Consider the following 23,198-nt stretch of genomic DNA (forward strand, 5'->3'; position numbering starts at 1 on the left):
GCGGTGTATCAGTCACCTTAAATGTTGAATGACAGATCGCATTCGCGAGCAAGCCCGCTCCCACAGGGGGTTGGGGTTTATTCCTGGATAACGTCAGCACCCTTCGGGATGTCGAACTTGAACTTCGACGCCGACACCGCTTCGTTGGCCTTGACCCCGGTGAACAGGATGTTGGTGCGCTGACCAACGCTGTCGATCAGTTGCATGTCATTGACCAGGCCGTTGCGGAACGACAGGCGCAGGCTGTCAAACAGGGTGTCCTTGGTCTTCGGCTTGAGGGTGAAGTCGATCACGCCACCTGCCTCTTTCGCGCTGATGTCAAAGCTCTGGCTGATCTTCGACACGTCACCGGACAGCAGCAGCGCCGGGGTCTGGGTCAGACGCTCGTCGAGCTTCTTGATGGTTGCCTGCTCCAGATCCGGGTCCCACAGGGTGACCTTCTTGCCGTCGGAGACCATGGTCTGCTCGTTTGGCGCTTCGGTGTGCCAGTAGAACAGGCCCGGACGCTGCAGAACCATATCACCGCGAGTTTCCTGCAACTGCGTGCCGCTGCCGTCGAGGGTCAGCTGCGAGAAGTTCGCGGTCAGGGTTTTCGATGTTTCCAGCAATTGGGTCAGACGCGCCACGTCCTTGTCGTCGGCGTGGGCCGTGAACGTGGTCAGCGCCAGTACTGGCAACAGCATGCGGATAAGACGCATGGGAGTCCTCTTGAATACTCGTTGGGAGAGCGGCGGCACATCATTGTCCCGCCCTTTGCTTTTGCAATCAGTCGCGAACCGGGCCCGGGGCCAGAACTTCACGCGAACCGTTGGTGTTCATTGAGGTGACGACCCCGGCCATTTCCATGGCTTCGATCATGCGCGCAGCGCGGTTGTAACCAATCTTCAGCTTGCGCTGTACCGCGGAAATCGACGCCCGGCGGCTTTCCAGGACGAACTGTACGGCTTCGTCATACAGCGCGTCGGCTTCCGGATCATCACCGTCACCGCCACCGCTGCTGCCTTCGAAACCGCTGCCCGCCTCTTCGACACCGTTGAGGATGTCATCGTTGTATTCCGGTGCGCCACGCAGTTTCCAGGCTTCGACCACGCGGTGTACTTCATCGTCGGAAACGAACGCGCCGTGTACCCGGATCGGCAGGCTGGTGCCCGGGGGCATGTAGAGCATGTCACCGTGACCGAGCAGTTGTTCGGCGCCACCCTGGTCAATGATGGTCCGCGAGTCGATCTTGCTCGACACCTGGAACGCCATACGCGTCGGAATGTTGGCCTTGATCAGACCGGTGATCACGTCCACCGAAGGTCGCTGGGTCGCGAGGATCAGGTGAATACCGGCGGCACGCGCCTTCTGCGCGATACGCGCAATCAATTCTTCAACCTTCTTGCCGACGATCATCATCATGTCGGCGAATTCGTCGACCACCACGACGATGGTCGGCAGCTTCTGCAGCAGCGGCGCTTCGTCGTGAATGCTTTCGCGCTTGTACAACGGATCGCTCAACGGCTCGCCGGCATCCTGCGCTTCCTTGACCTTGGCGTTGAAGCCGGACAGGTTACGCACGCCCATCTTCGCCATCAGCTTGTAGCGACGTTCCATCTCGGCAACGCTCCAGCGCAGGGCGTTGGCAGCGTCTTTCATGTCGGTCACTACCGGACACAGCAGGTGCGGAATGCCTTCGTAGATCGACAGCTCGAGCATTTTCGGGTCGATCATGATCAGTTTGGCGTCGTCCGGCCCGGATTTGAACAGGATCGACAGGATCATCGCGTTCACGCCCACCGACTTACCGGAACCAGTGGTACCGGCGACCAGCAGGTGCGGCATCTTCGCCAGGTCGGTGATGACCGGTTTGCCGCCGATGTCGTGGCCCAGGGCCAGGGTGACCGGCGACTTGAAGTTGTCGTACTCGGGGGTCGACAGCACTTCGGAGAAACGCACGATCTGCCGGTCTTCGTTGGGGATCTCGATACCGACCGTGGTCTTGCCCGGAATCACCTCGACCACCCGCACACTGGTCACGGCCAGCGAACGTGCAAGGTCTTTCGCCAGGTTGGCGATGCGGCTGACTTTGACGCCGGCTGCAGGCTGGATTTCGTAACGGGTAATCACCGGGCCCGGGTGGATCGAGTCCACGGTGACTTCGACGCCGAACTCCTTGAGCTTGATCTCCAGCAAGTGGCCGACCGCTGCCAGGGATTCCGGCGAATAATTGAGTTGTTTCTTTTCCGCAGGATCGAGGATCGAGATCGGCGGCAAGGTGCCTTCCACGGCGCTGTCGACGAACAACGGCACCTGCTTCTCTTTCTGCACTCGCTTGCTTGGCTCCGGCGCCTTGGCCGGGGCCGGGGCGATGACCGGCGGTACCTGCTTCTCGCGATCGGACATGTGCTTGCTCAGGGCCTGCTCGCGCTCGATCAGGCGCTCCTTGACCTTGGCCTGTTCACGCTTGTCGGTAACGGTCGGCGCCACCACGTCGTGGACGCGATCATCGACTTCACGCAGTTGCGCAACCAGTTGCTTACGCTCGGTACGCGCCGACCACCAGCGGTTGATCGCGCCCTGGAACAGTTCGAACAGGTCGAGGGTGATCTTGCCGGTGACGTCCATCACCTTGAACCACGACAGGTCGGTGAACACCGTCAGGCCAAACAGGAACAGCGCAATGAACAACAGCGTGCTGCCCTGGATATTCAGCGCGTTACGCGCCAGATCACCGAGACTTTCGCCCAGCGCCCCGCCCGCGCCCGCCGGCAGGCCGGTGGCCGCATGAAAATGGATATGCGCCAGCGCGGCGCCCGACAGCACCAGAAACACCAGACCAATCAGGCGCCAGGAGAACAGCCAGCCGCTCCACTGCCACGGCTCGTGGCGTTGACGGAAGATCTGATACGCCTTGACCGCCAGCAGCAGCGGGAAGATGTACGCGAAGTAACCCAGCACCATGAACAGGATGTCGGCGCTGTAAGAACCGGCGGGGCCGCCGAAATTCTGCACGTCGTCAATCTTGCTGTTGTGGCTCCAGCCCGGATCATCCTTGCCGTAGGTCAGCAAGGCCATCATCAGGAACAGGCACAAGGCACCGATGGCGATCAATGCACCTTCCTTGAGCCGGTAGTGCAATTGCTGGCGCCAGAGCGGAACGACTGTTTTTGGTGCTGCGGTGGATTTCTTCAAAACGCTTCTTTTCCTGCGCCCGGGGCGCGTCCATCTATTGAATGTCGATAAAAAACTGCCCAATCCAGGCAGGTAAAAAAGTGAACCGGCGCATCTGAGACTACTTTTAACACTGTGCCGCAGCTTTTATAAACACAGCCATAAACACAGCGCTCTACAAATATTCTGTAACAGCCCGGCATTGTACGGGTTTGTGCGGCTGATGCCATGCTTCAACCCATAGCTGAGCATAGCCATTGCCACAAATCCTGCGGTTCAATTTGAGCATGCATTGTCTTTTGTGACAAAGGCTTATGAGGTGCATTTGATGAACGCAGCGAAGCATTCACGCCTGATCATTCTCGGCTCCGGCCCTGCCGGTTACAGCGCCGCCGTTTACGCCGCCCGTGCCAACCTCAAACCGGTGGTGATTACCGGGCTGCAGGCCGGTGGTCAGCTCACCACCACCGTCGAAGTCGACAACTGGCCTGGCGACGTCGAAGGCCTGACCGGTCCGGCGCTGATGGAGCGCATGCAAAAACACGCCGAGCGCTTTGCCACAGAGATCGTTTACGACCACATCCACACCGCCAAGTTGCAGCAGCGCCCGTTCGAACTCATTGGCGACAGCGGCACTTACACCTGCGACGCGTTGATCATCGCCACCGGCGCCTCGGCGCAGTATCTGGGTCTACCTTCGGAAGAAGCGTTCGCCGGCAAAGGGGTTTCGGCGTGCGCGACCTGTGACGGCTTCTTCTATCGCAATCAGGTGGTCGCCGTGGTGGGCGGCGGCAATACCGCTGTCGAGGAGGCGCTGTACCTGTCGAACATCGCCAAAGAGGTGCATTTGATCCATCGCCGCGACAAATTGCGCTCGGAGAAAATCCTTCAGGACAAACTGTTCGAAAAAGCCGCCAACGGCAACGTTCGCCTGCATTGGAACCAGAATCTGGACGAAGTGCTGGGCGATGCCAGCGGCGTGACCGGTGCGCGCCTGCGTGACAGCCACAGCGGGCAGACCCGCGAACTGACACTGGCCGGCGTGTTCATCGCCATCGGCCACAAACCCAACACCGACCTGTTTCAGGGTCAGTTGCCAATGCGCGACGGCTACCTGCTGGTCAAGGGCGGCAGCGACGGCGACGCCACCTCCACGGAGATCCCCGGCGTCTTCGCTGCCGGCGATGTGGCCGACCACGTCTACCGCCAGGCCGTGACCTCGGCCGGCGCCGGCTGCATGGCGGCACTGGACGCGGAGAAGTATCTGGACGACATTCCTGTCATTTAACGGCACACTTTATCGCGGGCCTGATGCCCGCACTGCCCTCCCCTTCTGCAAGCCTGGACGCCATGCTGACTTGGTTACAACGCAATTCCCTGACCTTCCCGCCCCTGGAAAAGGCCATGCGCGATCCCAATGGATTGCTGGCTGCCGGTGGCGATCTGTCCGCCGATCGGCTGGTGCAGGCTTACCGGCACGGCTGTTTTCCGTGGTTCTCCGAAGGCCAGCCGATCCTCTGGTGGTCGCCGGACCCACGCACCGTGCTGTTTCCCGACGAACTGCATGTCTCGCGCAGCCTCGGCAAACTGCTGCGCAAACAACGCTACCAGGTGACCTTCGATCAGGATTTCGACGCAGTGATTCGCGCCTGCGCCGCGCCACGGGACTACGCCGACGGCACCTGGATCACCGAAGCGATGCAGGACGCCTACCTCGAACTGCACCGCCGCGGCTTCGCCCACTCGGTAGAGGTCTGGGATCAAGGCCAACTGGTCGGCGGCCTGTATGGCCTGGCGATGGGTCAGCTGTTTTTCGGCGAATCGATGTTCAGCCGCGCCGACAACGCCTCCAAATTCGGCTTTGCCATGCTGGTGCAGCATTTGAAAGACGCTGGATTCGTTCTGATTGACTGCCAGATGCCGACCGATCATCTGCACAGCCTCGGCGCCCGCGCGATCCCCCGCCACGAATTCGCCGACTATCTGGCTCGCCACCTGGATCAACCGAGTCGTGCCACCTGGGTTTGCTGAGCGACTTTTGCGCGCGTGGCTTACACTTAATTCACCAGCTTATCCCGAGGGTTGATCATGACCGAGTTGGCGCGCTTGAAGTTCTATGCCACTCAGCCTCATTCCTGCAGTTATCTGCCCGAGGAGCAGGCGACGACGCTGTTTCTCGATCCGAGTCAGCCCATGGATGTGCACGTCTACGCAGACCTGTCGGAAATGGGTTTTCGTCGCAGCGGCGATCATCTGTATCGGCCCCATTGCCAGAATTGCAATGCGTGCGTGCCTGCACGCATCCCGGTGGCGCAGTTCCTGCCCAACCGCCAGCAGAAACGCATTTTCAAACGCAATGCCGATCTGCAGGTACGCCCGGTAAAACCGCACTTCAGCGAAGAATATTTCGATCTGTATCAGCGCTATATCGAGCAGCGCCATGCCGACGGCGATATGTACCCGCCGAGCCGGGACCAGTTCTCGACCTTTCTGGTGCGCGATCTGCCCTTCTCGCGCTTTTATGAATTTCGTCTCGACGGACGGTTACTCGCCGTCGCGGTGACCGATCTGCTGCCCAATGGCTTGTCAGCGGTCTATACCTTCTACGAACCTGACGAAGAGCGCCGCAGCCTGGGTCGTTTCGCAATCCTGTGGCAAATCACCGAAAGCCAACGCCTGGGGCTAGAGGCGGTGTATCTCGGTTACTGGATCAAGAACTGCAAAAAGATGAACTACAAGACCCAGTATCGCCCCATTGAATTGCTGATTAATCAGCGCTGGGTGATTCTTAACTGATCGCAAGCCGTAAACCCCTTGGCTTAAACCCCCTTTTTCGGGCACAATGCACGCCGCTTTTGCCTGGCGCAGTTGCACCGGGCCATTCATTGGACACCGAGGGCTTTACTGCATGTCGAAAGAAGACAGCTTCGAAATGGAAGGCACTGTCGTCGACACCCTGCCCAACACCATGTTTCGTGTGGAGTTGGAAAATGGGCACGTCGTAACCGCGCATATCTCCGGCAAGATGCGCAAGAACTACATTCGTATTCTTACCGGTGACAAAGTGCGCGTCGAGCTGACGCCCTATGACTTGAGCAAAGGGCGCATTACTTACCGCGCTCGTTAATCAAGTCAATACAAGACGCCCGGCTTTGCCGGGCGTTTTTGTTTGTCTGCGATTTGGGTTTGGGTTTGGGTTTGGGTTTGGGTTTGGGTTTGGGTTTGTGAGCATATCCGTTGCTGCGGTGGTTGCTGATTACGGTTCCGCCCTTACGGCGGGTCACTTTTTCCAAACGCCGAAAAAGTAACCAAAAAGGCTACCCCCGGCGTACGGCACTTCGCTGAGGCTCAGTGTTCCCTCGCTACGGTGCCCATCAGGGGGCATCGCCTCCGGTTTGCTTCGCTGCACCTCCTCTCGATGGATGCGGCTTCGCCGCATGGCGCTGCGCGCCCACCCCCCTGATGGACACCTACGCTCGGCCTGCCGAAGGGGTTGAAGATCAAAAGCCACATCAAAAGCCACATCAAAAGCCAAAGCCAAAGCAGATCAAAAGATCACAGCCTTCGGCAGTTCCTACATGGGATTGGGTGTTTTCATTTGGAGTTTGGTCGGCTGGCAGGCCGCCTTCGCGAGCAAGCCCGCTCCCACAGTGGATTGGGGTAGGCAGTTGGAGATTGGTAGGCTGGTCGGCCGCCATCGCTGGCAGGCCAGCTCCCACATTTGGAATGAGTGTATTCAGTTAGAGATCGGTCGGCTCGTAGGCCGCCATCACCAGCAGGCTGGCTCCTACAGTTCAGAGTGCGTGCACCCCATGCGGCGAAGCCGCCCCACTCAACACGATGAGCGTTAGCTCGAGTACCGCTTTTGATCTCAGGGCCCGTCGGCAGGCTGAGTGGAGGGATTTATCCGGGGGTGGGAGCGCAGCGACCGTTTGGCGCAGCCAAACACAGCGAGAGGAGGTGCAGCGAAGCAAACCGTAGGCGCTGCCCCCGGATGAATCCCGGAGCGAAGGAACCCGAGCCTAGGCGAGGGCCGAACGTCAGGGCATAGACCTTTTGGTTACTTTTGGGGCGTTTGCCAAAAGTGACCCGCCGTCAGGGCGGAACCCTAGGCGGCCGTTACCGCAGCAACGGATATACACCCAAAAAAATCAGACAACAAAAAAGGCGCCCGAAGGCGCCTTTCGCTTTACAACAGACCAACAACCGTCAGGCCATCTCCGCCGTAGTTTCGAAGTCAAACGTCAACTCACCATCCTTGATGTCGATGTGCACTACACCGCCATGCTCGGCCAGTTCGCCAAACAGAATCTCCTCCGCCAGCGGACGCTTGATCTTGTCCTGGATCAGACGCGCCATCGGACGTGCGCCCATCGCCGAGTCATAACCACCGGCCGCCAGCCAACTGCGCGCCGCATCGGTAACCTCCAGCAACACACGCTTGTCTTCCAGCTGCGCCTGCAGTTCGGTAAGGAACTTGTCCACCACGCTTTTGATGACCTCATGGCTGAGGCGACCAAACTGGATAATGGTGTCCAGACGGTTACGGAATTCCGGCGTGAAGCTCTTCTTGATCACTTCCATCGCATCAGACGAGTGGTCCTGATGGGTGAAACCGATCGAAGCACGCGCCGCGGTTTCGGCACCGGCGTTGGTGGTCATGATCACGATCACGTTGCGGAAATCCGCCTTGCGCCCGTTGTTGTCGGTGAGCGTGCCGTGGTCCATCACCTGCAGCAGCAGGTTGAAGACTTCCGGATGCGCCTTCTCGATTTCATCGAGCAGCAATACGCAGTGCGGTTGCTTGGTGATCGCTTCGGTCAACAGACCGCCCTGATCAAAGCCGACATAGCCCGGAGGCGCACCGATCAGACGCGATACGGTGTGGCGCTCCATGTACTCGGACATGTCGAAGCGCACCAGTTCGATACCCAACGCCTTGGCCAGTTGCCGCGCGGCCTCGGTTTTACCGACACCGGTAGGACCTGCGAACAGGAACGAGCCGACTGGCTTGTCAGGCGACTTGAGGCCGGCACGGGACAGTTTGATCGCGGTCGACAGCGAATCGATCGCCGCATCCTGACCAAACACCGTCAGCTTCAGGTCGCGCTCCAGGTTACGCAGCAGTTCCTTGTCGGAGCTGGTGACGTGTTTCGGCGGAATCCGCGCGATTTTCGCCACAATGTCTTCAACCTGCGGCACTTCGATACGTTTGACGCGCATCTCGACCGGTTGCAGGCGCTGGTAGGCACCTGCCTCGTCGATCACGTCGATGGCCTTGTCCGGCATATGCCGGTCATTGATGTAGCGCGATGCCAGCTCGGCAGCGGCGCGCAACGACTCATCGCTGTATTCGATGTTGTGGTGCTGTTCGAAGCGCCCTTTCAGGCCGCGCAGGATACCGATGGTGTCTTCCACCGACGGCTCGACAACATCGACCTTCTGGAAGCGTCGTGCCAGCGCACGATCCTTCTCGAAGATGCCGCGAAATTCCTGGAACGTGGTCGAGCCGATGCAGCGAATGTCGCCAGACGACAGCAGCGGCTTGAGCAGGTTCGAGGCATCCATTACGCCACCGGACGCAGCGCCCGCACCGATGATGGTGTGGATCTCGTCGATGAACAGGATCGCCTGCGGACGTTTTTTCAGTTCATTGAGCAGCGCCTTGAAGCGCTTCTCGAAATCACCGCGATACTTGGTGCCTGCGAGCAGTGCACCGAGGTCGAGCGAATAGACGACGCTGTTGGCCAGCAGATCCGGCACCTGGTTGTCGACAATGCGCTTGGCCAGGCCTTCGGCAATCGCGGTTTTACCCACACCTGCCTCGCCGACCAGCAACGGATTGTTCTTGCGCCGACGCGCGAGAATCTGCGCGACACGCTCGACTTCCATCTCGCGGCCGACCAGCGGGTCGATCCGACCCTGGCGCGCGAGTTCGTTGAGATTGCTGGCATAAGCATCCAGCGGATTGCCTGAAGAAGAAGACTCACCGCCCTCGTCGTCCTGCATATCTTGTTCACCTTCAGAGTGATCGCCGTGCCCTGGCACTTTGGAAATGCCGTGGGCGATGTAATTGACGACATCAATGCGCGCAACGCTCTGCTGTTTCAGCAGGAATACGGCCTGACTCTCTTGCTCACTGAAGATTGCAACCAGCACGTTGGCGCCGGTTACTTCGCGTTTGCCCGAGCTCTGCACATGAAAGACAGCACGTTGCAGTACACGCTGGAAGCCCAGGGTTGGCTGGGTTTCGCGATCTTCGTCGTGGACGGGGATCAATGGCGTGGTGGAGTCGATGAACTCCTGCAGGTCGTGCTTGAGTTTGTCGAGGTTTGCGCCGCAGGCACGCAATACGGTGGCGGCAGCCTCATTGTCCAATAGGGCCAGCAGCAGGTGTTCGACGGTCATGAATTCATGACGCTTCGAACGAGCCTCCTTGAAGGCAAGATTGAGGGTGACTTCGAGCTCGCGGTTTAACATAGCTTCACCTCATACCCAAGTGGTCGGCGATTAACCGTCCTTCTCGATTTCACAGAGTAGCGGATGCTGGCTTTCCCTGGCGTACTGGTTGACCTGCATGGCCTTTGTCTCGGCGATGTCGCGGGTAAACACTCCACATACTGCCCGTCCTTCTGTGTGAACGGCCAGCATGACCTTGGTCGCCAGCTCGCGATTCAGGTTAAAAAACACCTCGAGCACTTCGACGACGAAATCCATCGGTGTGTAGTCATCATTGAACAAAACCACCTTGTACATCGGCGGCGCCTGTAACGCAGGCTTTGCTTCCTGAACAGCAACGCCTGCCGAATCGTCGTCGTGCTCCTGTGGATGATCCTTTTGGAGAAGCGGGCGATCCTGATTGAATGTTAGTCGAATCTGGCTGATTGCATGCATGGAAAGAAAGGTTCGTCAGTTGTGCAAATACAGTGGTGGGGGCGGCTGTACACCTTTTCAACTCCGACTGCCCGGTCACCTTGACTATCGGGAAAACGGTGTTACAACCAATAGAGCCCACAGTGGGTAAAAAAGATCCGCGGAGTCAATCCTTTTAACGGATTAGATTGCGGATGTCCTGGATGATACTCCAGCGATGGAGTCTGTTGCAGAGGGATTTGAGCATGGCTGTCGGCAAGGTCAAGTGGTTCAACAATGCCAAGGGATTCGGCTTCATCAACACCGATGCCCGGGAAGGACGTGACGAGGACGGCAAAGAGGTCGATTTCTTTGCCCACTACTCGGCCATTGAGATGGACGGGTATAAAACTCTCAAGGCCGGGCAGATCGTCAGTTTCGACATCGTCCAGGGGCCCAAAGGCCTGCACGCGGTAAAGATCAAAGCGGCAACCGTGGCAGGCGAAGCGGCTATGCATGCCCCTCATACAGAAACGGTATCAGGCTGACTCAACCGTCACCCAGTCATGAAAAAACCGCCCGAAGGCGGTTTTTTTGTACCTGCACGATTTACATGTGCTTGATGATCGCCTCACCAAAGCCCGAAGAAGACACCAGCGTGGCGCCTTCCATCAGACGTTCGAAGTCATAGGTCACAGTCTTGGCCTTGATGGCGCCGTTCGTGCCCTTGATGATCAGGTCAGCTGCTTCGGTCCAGCCCAGATGACGCAACATCATCTCGGCCGACAGAATCACCGAACCCGGGTTGACCTGGTCCTTGCCGGCGTACTTCGGCGCGGTACCGTGGGTCGCCTCGAACATGGCCACGGTGTCGGACAGGTTGGCGCCCGGCGCGATACCGATACCGCCCACTTCCGCCGCCAGGGCGTCGGAGAGGTAGTCACCGTTGAGGTTCAGCGTGGCGATTACGTCGTACTCGGCTGGACGCAGCAGGATCTGCTGAAGCATGGCGTCGGCGATGGCGTCCTTGACGATGACTTCACGGCCGGTTTTCGGGTTCTTGAATTTCATCCATGGGCCGCCATCGAGCAGCTCGGCGCCGAATTCTTCCTTCGCCACCTCGTAGCCCCAGTCCTTGAAGGCACCTTCGGTGAATTTCATGATGTTGCCCTTGTGCACGATGGTCAGCGACTTGCGGTCGTTGTCCACCACGTATTGCAGGGCCTTGCGCACCAGACGTTTGGTGCCTTCCTTGGAAACAGGCTTGATGCCGATACCGCAATCCTGGTCGAAACGGATCTTGGTGACGCCCATTTCTTCTTTCAGAAACTTGATGACCTTGGTGGCCTCAGGGGAGCCGGCCTTCCATTCGATACCGGCATAAATGTCTTCGGAGTTCTCGCGGAAGATCACCATGTCGACGTCGCCGGGCTTTTTCACCGGGCTCGGCACACCTTCGAACCACACCACGGGACGCAGGCAGACATAAAGGTCGAGTTGCTGGCGCAGGGCGACATTGAGGGAGCGGATGCCACCACCGACCGGGGTGGTCAGCGGGCCCTTGATGGAGACCACGTAATCCTTGACGGCGTCCAGGGTTTCCTGGGGCAGCCAGGTGTCCTGGTCATAGACTTGAGTCGCTTTTTCGCCAGCATAAACCTCCATCCAGGAAATCTTGCGCTTGCCCCCGTAGGCCTTGGCCACGGCAGCATCAACCACTTTGATCATCACCGGGCTGACGTCGACGCCAATGCCGTCACCTTCGATGAAGGGGATGATCGGGTTATCAGGAACATTGAGAGAATGGTCTGCATTGACGGTGATTTTGTCGCCGACGGCTGGAACCTGAATCTTCTTGTAACCCATGCTGAACTCCATTGTTTGGATTGAACATCTGGCTTGGTTCGAGCGTAACCCAGTTAAATCAACACGCAAACCCTCTGTTCACGGCGCGGGCACATCTGGTTTCGTACAACCCTGAAAGCAAAGGGAAAAGCGCCAAACTCAAGCATTCGCAGCGACTCTACGCCCCACCCGCCCCTGCGACCTTTAGACCAATGGACGAGAATCGTTGCATATGAACCATCGGCAGATTGCCAGCTACCTATGTATAATGCCGCCCGCTGACCAAAGGGTCACGACGGCTGGCCTCTCTAGCACGAGACTTTCCGCCTGATTGGTCGGGTTGTTACCGCAGTCCGACTGCTTGACGCTCTACTGATGCACCCAACATCACCGCGAAGAATCTCGACATTCGGTTCATGGATGACTTTGAACGAACGCGCTTACCCGGCGCCCCTCGAGTTTCTGCGCACGCTTTAGCAAAGAAGAGAGAGTTAATCCGAATATGCCCACCCGCTCGAAGATCATCTATACCTTCACCGACGAAGCTCCAGCCCTCGCCACCTATTCCCTGCTGCCGATCATCGAGGCTTACACCGCCTCGGCCGATATCGCCGTGGAAACCCGCGATATCTCTCTTGCAGCACGCATCCTGGCCAGCTTCCCCGAGCAACTGGGCGACAAAGCCGTAGCCGACCACCTCGCCGAACTGGGCGACCTGGCCGTTACGCCTGAAGCCAACATCATCAAGCTGCCGAACATCAGTGCTTCGGTGCCTCAGCTGCAAGCGGCGATCAAAGAGCTGCAAGCCCAGGGTTACAACCTGCCGGACTACCCGGAAACCGTGACCAACGACGCCGAAAAAGAAGCCAAGGCGCGTTACGACAAGGTCAAGGGCAGCGCCGTGAACCCGGTTCTGCGTGAAGGCAACTCCGACCGCCGCGCTCCGCTGTCGGTAAAAAACTACGCTCGCAAGCACCCGCACAAAATGGGCGCCTGGGCCAAAGACTCCAAATCCCACGTCGCTCACATGAGCACCGGCGATTTCTACGGCAGCGAAAAAGCTGCCCTGATCGACGCCGCTGACGCTGTGAAAATCGAGCTGATCGCCAAAGACGGCACCGCGACCGTCCTGAAAGAAAAAACCAGCGTTCAGGCTGGCGAGATCCTCGACTGCGCCGTGATGAGCAAAAACGCCCTGCGCGCGTTCATCGCCGCTGAAATCGACAGCGCCAAGGCCCAGGGCGTGCTGCTCTCGGTTCACCTGAAAGCGACCATGATGAAGGTCTCCGACCCGATCATGTTCGGCCAGATCGTTGCCGAGTTCTATAAAGACGCCCTGACCAAGCACGCTGACGTGCTGGCCCAGATCGGCTTCAACCTGAACAACGGCATCGGCGACCTGTACGCTCGCATCAAGGCCCTGCCGGCCGAGCAGCAAGCGCAGATCGAAGCGGACATCGCAGCGGTCTACGCCGCGCGTCCGTCGCTGGCGATGGTCAACTCCGACAAGGGCATCACCAACCTGCACGTGCCGAGCGACGTCATCGTCGACGCCTCGATGCCAGCGATGATCCGTGACTCCGGCAAGATGTGGGGCACCGACGGTCAGTTGCACGACACCAAGGCGGTGATCCCGGATCGTTGCTACGCAACCATCTACCAGGCGGTGATCGAAGATTGCAAAGCCAATGGCGCGTTCGATCCGACCACCATGGGCAGCGTGCCAAACGTTGGCCTGATGGCGAAGAAAGCCGAAGAGTACGGTTCGCACGACAAGACCTTCCAGATCAAGGCTGACGGCGTGGTTCGCGTCACCGACAGCAAGGGCAACCTGCTGATGGAACAGGCTGTCGAAGCCGGCGACATCTTCCGCATGTGCCAGACCAAAGATGCGCCGATCCAGGACTGGGTCAAACTGGCTGTCAACCGTGCTCGCGCCAGCAGCACCCCGGCGATCTTCTGGCTGGACCCGATGCGCGCCCACGACGGCGTAGTGATCGAGAAGGTTCAGGCTTACCTGAAGGATCACGACACCACTGGTCTGGATATCCAGATCATGGCGCCGGTCGATGCCATGAAGTACACCCTGCAGCGCACCCGCGAAGGCAAGGACACCATCTCGGTGACCGGCAACGTACTGCGCGACTACCTGACCGACCTGTTCCCGATCATGGAACTGGGCACCAGCGCCAAGATGCTGTCGATCGTGCCGCTGATGAACGGCGGTGGCCTGTTCGAAACCGGCGCCGGTGGTTCGGCGCCGAAGCACGTGCAGCAACTGGTTGAAGAGAACTTCCTGCGCTGGGATTCGCTGGGCGAATTCCTGGCTCTGGCAGCGTCCCTTGAGCATTTGGGTGTGAACTACAACAACCCGAAAGCGCTGGTTCTGTCGAAAACCCTGGATCAGGCCACCGGTCAGTTCCTCGACAACAACAAGTCGCCATCGCGCAAGGTCGGCAACATCGACAACCGCGGCAGCCACTTCTACCTGGCGCTGTACTGGGCTCAGGCCCTGGCCGCCCAGACCGAAGACGCTGCACTGCAAGCGCAGTTCGCGACCCTGGCCAAAACCCTGACCGAGAAAGAGGCGACCATCGTTGCCGAGCTCAACGCCGTGCAGGGCAAGCCAGTGGATATCGGCGGTTACTACCACGCCGACGCCGAGCTGATCAGCAAGGCCATGCGCCCAAGCGCAACCTTCAACGCGGCGATTGCTGCGCTGGTTTAAGCTTGTAATGCTGCAAAGAAGCCCCGGCCCAGTGCCGGGGTTTCTGTTTCCGAATACAACACGAAACCCTGTGGGAGCGGGCTTGCTCGCGAATGCGGTTTATCATTCAACATCGTCATTGACTGACCCACCGCTTTCGCGAGCAAGCTCGCTCCCACAGGGGATTGGGGTTTAACCAATAGATTGAGGAAGATTTATGGAATGGCTCCCCCACATCACCGTTGCCACCATCGTCGAAGACAACGGTCGCTTCCTGATGGTCGAAGAACACAAGGCCGGGCGTAACGTGCTCAACCAGCCGGCCGGTCATCTGGACCCGAACGAGACCCTGATCGACGCCGCCATCCGCGAAACCCTTGAGGAAACCGGCTGGGACGTCGAACCCACCGGCGTAATCGGCATTTATCTGTATACCGCGCCGAGCAACGGCGTGACGTATCAACGCGTGTGCTTCAGCGCCAAAGCAGTGAAACACCACCCCGACTATCAACTGGACGACGGCATCGTCGGCGCCAAGTGGTTGACCCGTAGCGAATTAATCGCTCAGCGCGACAACTGGCGCAGCGAGCTGATCATCCGTTGCATCGACGACTATCTGGCCGGCCATCACTTCAGTCTCGAACTGATCCGCCCTTCTCTTTAGCCTTGAGGCCGTGAGCCTGCTAGAATCGCGTCCTTTTTCAAGACACTCATTGAATCCCTATGCGTGATCCAGCCCCTTCTGACACATCCAAGAAGCGCGTCATTGTCGGCATGTCCGGCGGCGTGGACTCTTCCGTTTCCGCTCTCCTGCTGATCGAGCAGGGTTACGAGGTGGAAGGCCTGTTCATGAAGAACTGGGAAGAAGACGACGGAACGGAATACTGCACCGCCATGGACGACCTGGCGGATGCCCAGGCCGTGTGCGACAAGATCGGCATCAAGCTGCACACCGCCAACTTCGCCGCCGAGTACTGGGACAACGTGTTCGAGCACTTCCTGGCCGAATACAAGGCCGGTCGCACGCCGAACCCGGACATCCTGTGCAACCGCGAGATCAAGTTCAAGGCGTTCCTCGACTACGCCATGATGCTTGGCGCCGACCTGATCGCCACCGGCCACTACGTGCGCCGTCGCGACATCGATGGTCGTACCGAACTGCTCAAGGGCCTCGATCCGAACAAGGACCAGAGCTACTTCCTGCACGCTGTCGGCGGCGAACAGATCGCCAAGACCCTGTTCCCGGTCGGTGAACTGGAAAAGCCCGAAGTGCGCGCCATTGCCGAGAAATACGAGCTGGCGACCGCCAAGAAGAAGGATTCCACCGGGATCTGCTTCATCGGCGAGCGACGTTTCAGCGATTTCCTCAAGCAATACTTGCCGGCGCAACCGGGCGAGATCAAGACCACTGAAGGCGAAGTCATCGGCCGTCACCACGGCTTGATGTACCACACCATCGGTCAGCGTCAGGGCCTGGGTATCGGCGGCCTGAAAGACGCGGGCGACGAGCCGTGGTACGTGCTGCGCAAGGATCTGGACACTAACGAGCTTATCGTCGGCCAGGGCAACAACCATCCGTGGCTGTTCTCCAGCGCCCTGCTCGCTTCGGAAATCTATTGGGTCAACCCGATCGACCTGAGCCAGCCACTGCGGCTCACTGCCAAAGTGCGTTATCGCCAGAGCGATCAGGCTTGCACCCTGGAAAAAACCGAAAACGGCTACCGCGCCGTGTTCGACGAACCGCAACGCGCGGTGACCCCGGGCCAGTCCGTGGTGTTCTATGACGGTGAAATCTGCCTCGGTGGCGGCGTGATCGAAGTTGCCGAGCCGTGGAGCGGCCAGGCATGAGCCCGACTCAGGAGCAACTGACGGCGCTGGGCGGGGTGTTTCTCGCCGCCGTGCTGGTCGACCGCATCGCCAAGACCGGTCAGACCAGCGAGGCCGGCCTGAGCTGCATGCTCGGCAGCCTGCTGGTACGCGACCCGAAGGACACACTGGATGTGTACGGCGGCGACGACCTCAATCTGCGCGAGGGTTATCGGGCATTGATCGGCGCGCTCGAGCGCGACCCGAGCACCCTGCAGCGCGAGCCGTTGCGCTATGCCCTGTCGATGCTCGGTCTGGAACGCCAACTGGCCAAACGTGACGACATGCTCGACACCATCGGCAAACGCCTGCCGCAGATCCAGTCGCAGGTCGAGCACTTCGGCCCGGCCCACGAAAACGTGATCGCCGCCTGCGGTGCGCTGTATCAGGATACTCTGAGCACCCTGCGCCAGCGGATTCAGGTGCATGGCGACATGCGCAACCTGCAGCAACCGAGCAACGCTTCGAAGATCCGCGCCCTGCTGCTGGCCGGCATCCGTTCGGCACGCCTGTGGCGGCAGCTCGGCGGCCACCGCTGGCAGTTGGTGATCAGTCGGCGCAAGCTGCTCAAAGAGCTGTATCCGTTGATGCGCAGCGAGTAAATCGTCGCGCAATAAAAGTTTTGTAGTCTGTAGCGCGTAATACGCCGGTCAGTTGGCAACGGACCGGCGGATTTTTTCATGTATGATACGCGCCCCATTTCGTTGCCCGACTGTCCGAGAACACCCCATGCAGCTCTCTTCGCTCACTGCGGTTTCCCCTGTTGACGGCCGCTACGCCGGCAAAACCCAGGCCCTGCGCCCGATTTTCAGCGAGTACGGCCTGATCCGTGCCCGCGTCCTGGTTGAAGTGCGCTGGCTCCAGCGCCTGGCCGCCCACGCCGGTATCCCGGAAGTGCCAGCCTTCTCCGCCGAGGCCAACGCCGTTCTCAATGAACTGGCTGAAAACTTCTCGCTGGAGCACGCTGAGCGCGTCAAAGAGATCGAGCGCACCACCAACCACGACGTCAAGGCGATCGAATACCTGCTCAAGGAGCAGGCGGCCAAGCTGCCGGAGCTGGCCAAGGTCAGCGAGTTCATCCACTTTGCCTGCACCAGTGAAGACATCAACAACCTGTCCCACGCCCTGATGCTGCGCGAAGGCCGTGACGACGTGATGCTGCCGCTGATGCGCCAGACTGCCAACGCCATCCGCGAACTGGCGATCCGTTTCGCCGACGTGCCGATGCTGTCGCGCACCCACGGCCAACCGGCCTCCCCGACTACTCTGGGTAAAGAGCTGGCGAACGTGGTTTACCGTCTCGAGCGTCAGATCGCTCAAGTCGCTGCCGTGCCGCTGCTGGGCAAGATCAATGGCGCCGTAGGCAACTACAACGCGCACCTGTCGGCCTACCCGCAGATCGACTGGGAAGCCAACGCCCGCGCCTTCATCGAAGACGAACTGGGCCTGGGCTTCAACCCGTACACCACGCAGATCGAACCGCATGACTACATCGCCGAGCTGTTCGACGCGATCGCGCGCTTCAACACCATCCTGATCGACTTCGACCGTGACATCTGGGGCTACATTTCCCTGGGTTATTTCAAACAGCGCACCATCGCTGGCGAAATCGGTTCGTCGACCATGCCGCACAAGGTCAACCCGATCGACTTCGAAAACTCCGAAGGCAACCTGGGCATCGCCAATGCACTGTTCCAGCACCTGGCGAGCAAACTGCCGATCTCCCGCTGGCAGCGCGACCTGACCGACTCCACCGTACTGCGCAACCTCGGTGTGGGCTTCGCTCACAGCGTGATCGCCTACGAAGCCAGCCTCAAAGGCATCAGCAAGCTTGAGCTGAACGCTGACAAGATCGCTGCCGATCTGGACGCTTGCTGGGAAGTATTGGCCGAGCCGATCCAGACCGTGATGCGCCGCTACAACATCGAAAACCCGTACGAAAAGCTCAAAGAACTGACCCGCGGCAAGGGCATCAGCCCGCAAGCGCTGCAGACTTTCATCGACGGCCTGGACATGCCAGCCGAAGCGAAAGCCGAGCTGAAACAGCTGACCCCGGCCAACTACATCGGTAACGCTGTAGCGCAAGCCAAACGCATCTGATTCACCGCTTGACCCGTTTGAGACGCCCGGCCGCGCCGGGCGTTTTTATTCCCGTCTGAAAAATGCTTTTTTTCAATAGGTTACACATGAATCCTGATACTCCTCTTCAACTTCTGGGCGGTCTCACGGCGCGCGAATTCATGCGCGATTACTGGCAGAAAAAGCCGCTGCTGATCCGTCAGGCCATTCCTGACTTCGAAAGCCCGATCGACGCCGACGAACTCGCCGGCCTGGCCCTGGAAGAAGAGGTCGAGTCGCGCCTGGTGATCGAGCACGGCGAGCGTCCGTGGGAGCTGCGTCGCGGCCCGTTCGCCGAAGACGAATTCAGCAAGCTGCCAGAAAAAGAGTGGACTCTGCTCGTTCAGGCCGTTGACCAATTCGTCCCGGAAGTCAGCGAACTGCTGGAAAACTTCCGCTTCCTGCCGAGCTGGCGCGTCGATGACGTGATGATCAGCTTCGCCGCCCCAGGTGGCAGCGTCGGTCCGCACTTCGACAATTACGACGTATTCCTGCTGCAAGGCCACGGCAAGCGCAACTGGAAAATCGGCCAGATGTGCGACTCCGAGAGCCCGCTGCTGCAACACGCGGATCTGCGCATCCTCGCCGAATTCCACGAGACCGAAGAGTGGGTGCTGGAACCGGGCGACATGCTCTACCTGCCGCCGCGCCTGGCTCACTGCGGTGTCGCCGTGGACAACTGCATGACCTACTCGGTTGGTTTCCGTGCGCCAAGCGCCTCGGAAGTGCTGACCCACTTCACCGACTTCCTCAGCCAGTTCCTGACTGACGAAGAACGCTACACCGACGCCGATGCGAAGCCGGTCAGCGATGATCCACATCAGATCCAGCACGATGCACTCGGCCGCCTGAAAAGCCTGCTCGCCGAGCACATGAGCGACGAGCGCCTGCTGCTGACCTGGTTCGGCCAGTACATGACCGAGCCGCGCTACCCGGAACTGGTGGTCGGCCCGGAAGACGTTGAAGAAGATGACTTCCTCAACGCTCTGCAGGACGGTGCGGTGCTGATCCGCAACCCGAGTGCGCGCCTGGCCTGGTCGGAAGTCGATGACGACCTGCTGCTGTTCGCCAGCGGCCAGAGCCGTTACCTGCCGGGCAAGCTGCGCGAGCTGCTGAAGATGATCTGCGCCGCCGATGCGCTGCATGTCGACAACCTCGGCGAGTGGCTGAACGACGAAGACGGTCGCGGCCTGCTGTGCGAACTGGTCAAACAAGGCAGCCTGGGATTTGCCGATGAATAAGATTCGCGTACGTGTCGCAGACTGGCAAAAGGACAACGCCGAGATCCGGCGCATTCGTGAAACGGTGTTCATCGCCGAACAATCGGTGCCACCCGAGCTTGAATGGGACGCCGATGACGCGACCGCCGTGCATTTTCTGGCGTTCGAAGGCGACTTTCCGATCGGCACCGCCCGCCTGCTGCCCGACGGGCACATTGGCCGGGTTTCGGTGCTGAAGGACTGGCGCGGCATGAAGGTAGGCGATGCGCTGATGCAAGCGGTCATCGCTGAAGCCGAAGCCCGCGGCCTGCAGCAGCAGATGCTCAGCGCCCAGGTACAGGCCACGGCGTTCTATGAGCGCCTGGGCTTCAGCCTGGTCAGCGAGGAATTCCTCGAAGCCGGGATTCCGCATGTCGATATGGTTCGCCATTCGGCCTGAGACCGCGGCGCGGCTTTCGCGAGCAAGCTCGCTCCCACAGTTGATCTGCAGCAGACACAGATTGTGTGTCAGACAGAGATTCAATGTGGGAGCGAGCTTGCTCGCGAAGAGGCCAGCAAGAACACCACAAAACGCCCCGACATCAACCGATGCCGGGGCGTTTTGCTGTCTACGATTCAACTTGCCCCACCCCGGGCCGACAAACTGGCAATATCAAGCCTTTCGAAAGCGGAGATAACGGACATGTCCCTACGCACCCTGCTCACCACCCTGCTGCTCGGTTGCAGTTTTTCGGTGATGGCAGCCACAGAAATCGTGCCTCTCAACTACCGCACCAGCGCCGACATGTTGCCGATGGCGCAAGACTTTATCGGCAAGGACGGTCAGGTCAGCGCCTATGGCAACCAACTGATCATCAAGGCCGAACCGGACAAGATCCAGGAGTTGAAGGCGCTGATCACTCAACTCGACACTGCGCCCAAACGCCTGTTGATCACGGTTGATACCAATGAAAACAACGGTCGCGGCGATGAAGGCTACTCGGTCAACGGCGCGCAGCCGAATCAGACCCGCATTATCAGCCGCAGCACCGCCAGCCGTGACGGCGGCGTGCAGCAAGTACAGGCCACCGACGGCATGCCGGCGCTGATTCAGGTCGGCCAAAGTGTGCCGATCACCAGCAGCCAGACCAACTCCTACGGCGACTACAGTAGCCAGACCCAATACCGTAACGTCACTCAAGGCTTCTACGTCACCGCCAGCGTCACCGGCGACATCGTTCATCTGGCAATCAGTACCAACCGTGACCGCATGAGCCAGGAACGTCCCGATGTAGTGAACGTACAAAGTACCGACACAACGGTCAGCGGACGCCTCGGTGAATGGATCACCCTTGCCGGCGTAAACCGTGAAACCCAGGCCGACAAACAGAGCCAGAGCCGCAGCTACTCGACTCAAGGCCGAGATGACATGACTTTACGGGTGAAAGTCGACGCCCTGGACTAAAGCACCGAAAACTGACTGATTAGTCGTATTAGACGAAAGATGTAGTGCTTGAAAAAAAGCACTACAAAACGTTTGACGGGTTAAAAAAGCGAAGGCATGATGGCCTCGCTCCCGCTAATCAGAGGCCCTGGCAAGGGCCTTCGAAGCGACGTTCGCACCTACCCCGCGAACCGCTTCGTGTCTGTACCGCCCACAAGGTGTGTTTGACGAGGTTGCCGACTGGAACGAAGTTGTCCCGAGGGACGGAAGCGTAATTAGGTAACCCGGCTTCACGCTGTAGACCGTATAAAGGCCCACGACGCCCGAATGCGCCCGCAGTCCGCCACTACCTGCTCACTTCCCCTCGAGCCCATCGTTCATCCCGTCGCCTCCCCCGCCGAATCCGACTTGACCACCTAAGCTTCTGGTCAGCGAGCGCAGGAATTTTCCACCGCAGAACAACTTTTCATAAAGACGCGACGAGGTTTATCTCCATGGCACTGACACGCGAACAGCAAATTGCAGCCCTTGAAAAAGACTGGGCTGAAAACCCGCGCTGGAAAGGCGTGACTCGCACTTATTCCGCTGCTGACGTCGTCCGTCTGCGTGGCTCGGTTCAACCTGAGCACACCTTTGCGAAAATGGGCGCCGAGAAGCTGTGGAACCTGGTGACCCAGGGTGCCAAGCCGTCCTTCCGCCCAGAGAAAGATTTCGTCAACTGCATGGGCGCCCTGACCGGTGGCCAGGCTGTTCAGCAGGTCAAGGCCGGTATCCAGGCGATCTACCTGTCGGGCTGGCAAGTGGCTGCGGACAACAACTCCGCAGAATCGATGTACCCGGACCAGTCGCTGTACCCGGTGGACTCGGTGCCAACCGTGGTCAAGCGCATCAACAACTCGTTCCGTCGTGCTGACCAGATCCAGTGGAAGGCCGGCAAGAACCCGGGCGACGAAGGCTACATCGACTACTTCGCGCCAATCGTGGCTGACGCTGAAGCCGGTTTCGGCGGCGTACTGAACGCCTACGAGTTGATGAAGAGCATGATCGAAGCAGGCGCCGCCGGCGTTCACTTCGAAGACCAACTGGCTTCCGTGAAAAAATGCGGCCACATGGGCGGCAAGGTACTGGTTCCTACTCAGGAAGCCGTACAGAAGCTGACCGCTGCACGTCTGGCGGCTGACGTTGCCGGTACGCCGACCATCATCCTGGCCCGCACCGACGCCAACGCAGCTGACCTGCTGACTTCGGACTGCGATCCGTACGACCAGCCGTTCGTGACTGGCGAGCGTACTCAGGAAGGCTTCTACAAGGTACGTGCCGGTCTGGATCAAGCGATTGCCCGTGGCCTGGCCTACGCACCGTACGCCGACCTGATCTGGTGCGAAACCGCCAAACCGGATCTGGAAGAAGCCCGTCGCTTCGCTGAAGCGATCAAGAAGGAATACCCGGACCAACTGCTGTCGTACAACTGCTCGCCTTCCTTCAACTGGAAGAAAAACCTGGACGACGCGACCATCGCCAAGTTCCAGCGCGAACTGTCCGCCATGGGCTACAAGCACCAGTTCATCACCCTGGCCGGCATTCACAACATGTGGCACAGCATGTTCAACCTGGCGCACGACTACGCCCGCAACGACATGACTGCCTACGTGAAGCTGCAAGAGCAGGAATTCGCTGACGCCGCCAAGGGTTACACCTTCGTGGCTCACCAGCAGGAAGTGGGCACCGGCTACTTCGACGACATGACCACCGTGATTCAGGGTGGCTCGTCCTCGGTGACCGCGCTGACCGGTTCGACCGAAGAAGAACAGTTCCACTGATTCGGCTTCGCTGAGCAAACGGCCTTTGCGGATCGTATAGAAAGCTAACCGCAAAGCCGCAAGACTGACGCCCCGACTGGTTCGGGGCGTTTTTTTTTGCGCGCCAATTCCCCAAACACCACAAAACCCCTGTGGGAGTGAGCCTGCTCGCGATAGCGGTTTGTCAGCTAGCACATGTATGAATGACCCACCGC

19 protein-coding genes and 1 pseudogene are annotated in these 23,198 nt (G+C 59.3%); 14 read left to right on the plus strand and 6 right to left on the minus strand.

From position 1 onward, the window contains the following. Nucleotides 1–77 precede the first annotated feature (77 nt). Together lolA and QMX91_RS16945 are read right to left on the minus strand one after the other, a co-directional pair. Nucleotides 78–698, minus strand: a complete 621-nt coding sequence (gene lolA / locus QMX91_RS16940; protein ID WP_098968157.1) for an outer membrane lipoprotein chaperone LolA — start codon at nt 696–698, stop codon at nt 78–80. A gap of 67 nt (nt 699–765) precedes the next feature. Then, nucleotides 766–3,174: a DNA translocase FtsK gene (locus tag QMX91_RS16945; RefSeq protein WP_095138945.1), complete on the minus strand. Its 2,409-nt coding sequence runs from the start codon at nt 3,172–3,174 to the stop codon at nt 766–768. Nucleotides 3,175–3,481: 307 nt separating this feature from the next. On the opposite strand from QMX91_RS16945, the gene trxB reads away from it, so the two are divergent. From trxB to infA, 4 genes are all read left to right on the plus strand, one after another. Then, nucleotides 3,482–4,441, plus strand: coding sequence for a thioredoxin-disulfide reductase (gene trxB, locus QMX91_RS16950; RefSeq protein WP_098968155.1), 960 nt, complete (start codon nt 3,482–3,484; stop codon nt 4,439–4,441). A 62-nt stretch (nt 4,442–4,503) separates the two neighbouring features. Beyond that, the gene (aat, locus tag QMX91_RS16955; RefSeq protein WP_139054575.1) at nt 4,504–5,184 is read left to right on the plus strand and encodes a leucyl/phenylalanyl-tRNA--protein transferase; all 681 of its coding nucleotides are present in this window, start codon (nt 4,504–4,506) and stop codon (nt 5,182–5,184) included. A gap of 57 nt (nt 5,185–5,241) precedes the next feature. Then, entirely contained in the window at nt 5,242–5,949 is a 708-nt protein-coding gene (locus QMX91_RS16960) for an arginyltransferase (RefSeq protein ID WP_027614671.1), read from the plus strand. Between the two features lie 112 nt (nt 5,950–6,061). Next, nucleotides 6,062–6,280, plus strand: a complete 219-nt coding sequence (gene infA, locus QMX91_RS16965) for a translation initiation factor IF-1 (RefSeq protein ID WP_002553999.1) — start codon at nt 6,062–6,064, stop codon at nt 6,278–6,280. Between the two features lie 1,082 nt (nt 6,281–7,362). Here the strand turns inward: infA and clpA are convergent. Further along, nucleotides 7,363–9,633, minus strand: a complete 2,271-nt coding sequence (clpA, locus tag QMX91_RS16970; protein ID WP_097088113.1) for an ATP-dependent Clp protease ATP-binding subunit ClpA — start codon at nt 9,631–9,633, stop codon at nt 7,363–7,365. A gap of 30 nt (nt 9,634–9,663) precedes the next feature. Continuing rightward, nucleotides 9,664–10,047: an ATP-dependent Clp protease adapter ClpS gene (gene clpS, locus QMX91_RS16975; RefSeq protein ID WP_098968154.1), complete on the minus strand. Its 384-nt coding sequence runs from the start codon at nt 10,045–10,047 to the stop codon at nt 9,664–9,666. Nucleotides 10,048–10,271: 224 nt separating this feature from the next. Between clpS and QMX91_RS16980 the strand changes: the two genes are divergently transcribed. Beyond that, a complete protein-coding gene (locus tag QMX91_RS16980) occupies nt 10,272–10,553 on the plus strand; it encodes a cold shock domain-containing protein (RefSeq protein ID WP_098968501.1) in 282 nt (93 codons plus the stop codon). 61 nt (nt 10,554–10,614) lie between these two features. On the opposite strand, the gene icd is transcribed toward QMX91_RS16980, so the two are convergent. Beyond that, nucleotides 10,615–11,871 carry an NADP-dependent isocitrate dehydrogenase gene (gene icd / locus QMX91_RS16985; RefSeq protein WP_003223831.1) on the minus strand — a complete coding sequence of 419 codons (1,257 nt, stop codon included), beginning with the start codon at nt 11,869–11,871 and terminating at the stop codon, nt 10,615–10,617. A gap of 481 nt (nt 11,872–12,352) precedes the next feature. Here icd and QMX91_RS16990 point away from each other — a divergent pair, with 481 nt between their 5' ends. Continuing rightward, nucleotides 12,353–14,578: an NADP-dependent isocitrate dehydrogenase gene (locus QMX91_RS16990; protein ID WP_282413079.1), complete on the plus strand. Its 2,226-nt coding sequence runs from the start codon at nt 12,353–12,355 to the stop codon at nt 14,576–14,578. 68 nt (nt 14,579–14,646) lie between these two features. On the opposite strand, the pseudogene QMX91_RS16995 reads toward QMX91_RS16990, so the two are convergent. After that, nucleotides 14,647–14,772, minus strand: a pseudogene (locus QMX91_RS16995) (metal ABC transporter ATP-binding protein); the annotation flags it as partial. A 2-nt stretch (nt 14,773–14,774) separates the two neighbouring features. Here QMX91_RS16995 and QMX91_RS17000 point away from each other — a divergent pair. The 8 genes from QMX91_RS17000 to aceA all read left to right on the plus strand — a co-directional run bounded on the left by QMX91_RS17000 (nt 14,775) and on the right by aceA (nt 23,004). Beyond that, a complete protein-coding gene (locus QMX91_RS17000) occupies nt 14,775–15,221 on the plus strand; it encodes an NUDIX hydrolase (RefSeq protein WP_007964846.1) in 447 nt (148 codons plus the stop codon). A 59-nt stretch (nt 15,222–15,280) separates the two neighbouring features. Next, the gene (mnmA, locus tag QMX91_RS17005) at nt 15,281–16,405 is read left to right on the plus strand and encodes a tRNA 2-thiouridine(34) synthase MnmA (RefSeq protein ID WP_027614667.1); all 1,125 of its coding nucleotides are present in this window, start codon (nt 15,281–15,283) and stop codon (nt 16,403–16,405) included. Then, nucleotides 16,402–17,025 (plus strand): high frequency lysogenization protein HflD, encoded by a 624-nt coding sequence (hflD, locus tag QMX91_RS17010; protein WP_003223824.1) that lies wholly within the window; start codon nt 16,402–16,404, stop codon nt 17,023–17,025. The genes mnmA and hflD overlap by 4 nt, the downstream gene beginning before the upstream one ends. 127 nt (nt 17,026–17,152) lie before the next feature. After that, nucleotides 17,153–18,523, plus strand: a complete 1,371-nt coding sequence (gene purB, locus QMX91_RS17015; RefSeq protein WP_098968150.1) for an adenylosuccinate lyase — start codon at nt 17,153–17,155, stop codon at nt 18,521–18,523. 86 nt (nt 18,524–18,609) lie between these two features. Then, entirely contained in the window at nt 18,610–19,782 is a 1,173-nt protein-coding gene (locus QMX91_RS17020; protein ID WP_041073232.1) for a cupin domain-containing protein, read from the plus strand. Further along, complete coding sequence (locus tag QMX91_RS17025) at nt 19,775–20,200, plus strand: GNAT family N-acetyltransferase (protein ID WP_003223818.1); 426 nt, start codon at nt 19,775–19,777, stop codon at nt 20,198–20,200. Before QMX91_RS17020 ends, QMX91_RS17025 begins: the two co-directional genes overlap by 8 nt. A 243-nt stretch (nt 20,201–20,443) precedes the next feature. Then, nucleotides 20,444–21,205, plus strand: coding sequence for a secretin N-terminal domain-containing protein (locus QMX91_RS17030; protein WP_282413080.1), 762 nt, complete (start codon nt 20,444–20,446; stop codon nt 21,203–21,205). Between the two features lie 473 nt (nt 21,206–21,678). Next, nucleotides 21,679–23,004 carry an isocitrate lyase gene (gene aceA / locus QMX91_RS17035; protein WP_003223815.1) on the plus strand — a complete coding sequence of 442 codons (1,326 nt, stop codon included), beginning with the start codon at nt 21,679–21,681 and terminating at the stop codon, nt 23,002–23,004. The last annotated feature ends 194 nt before the right edge of the window (nt 23,005–23,198 follow it).

Source organism: Pseudomonas sp. PS01299 (assembly GCF_029960145.1).
Lineage (GTDB): Bacteria > Pseudomonadota > Gammaproteobacteria > Pseudomonadales > Pseudomonadaceae > Aquipseudomonas > Aquipseudomonas putida_A.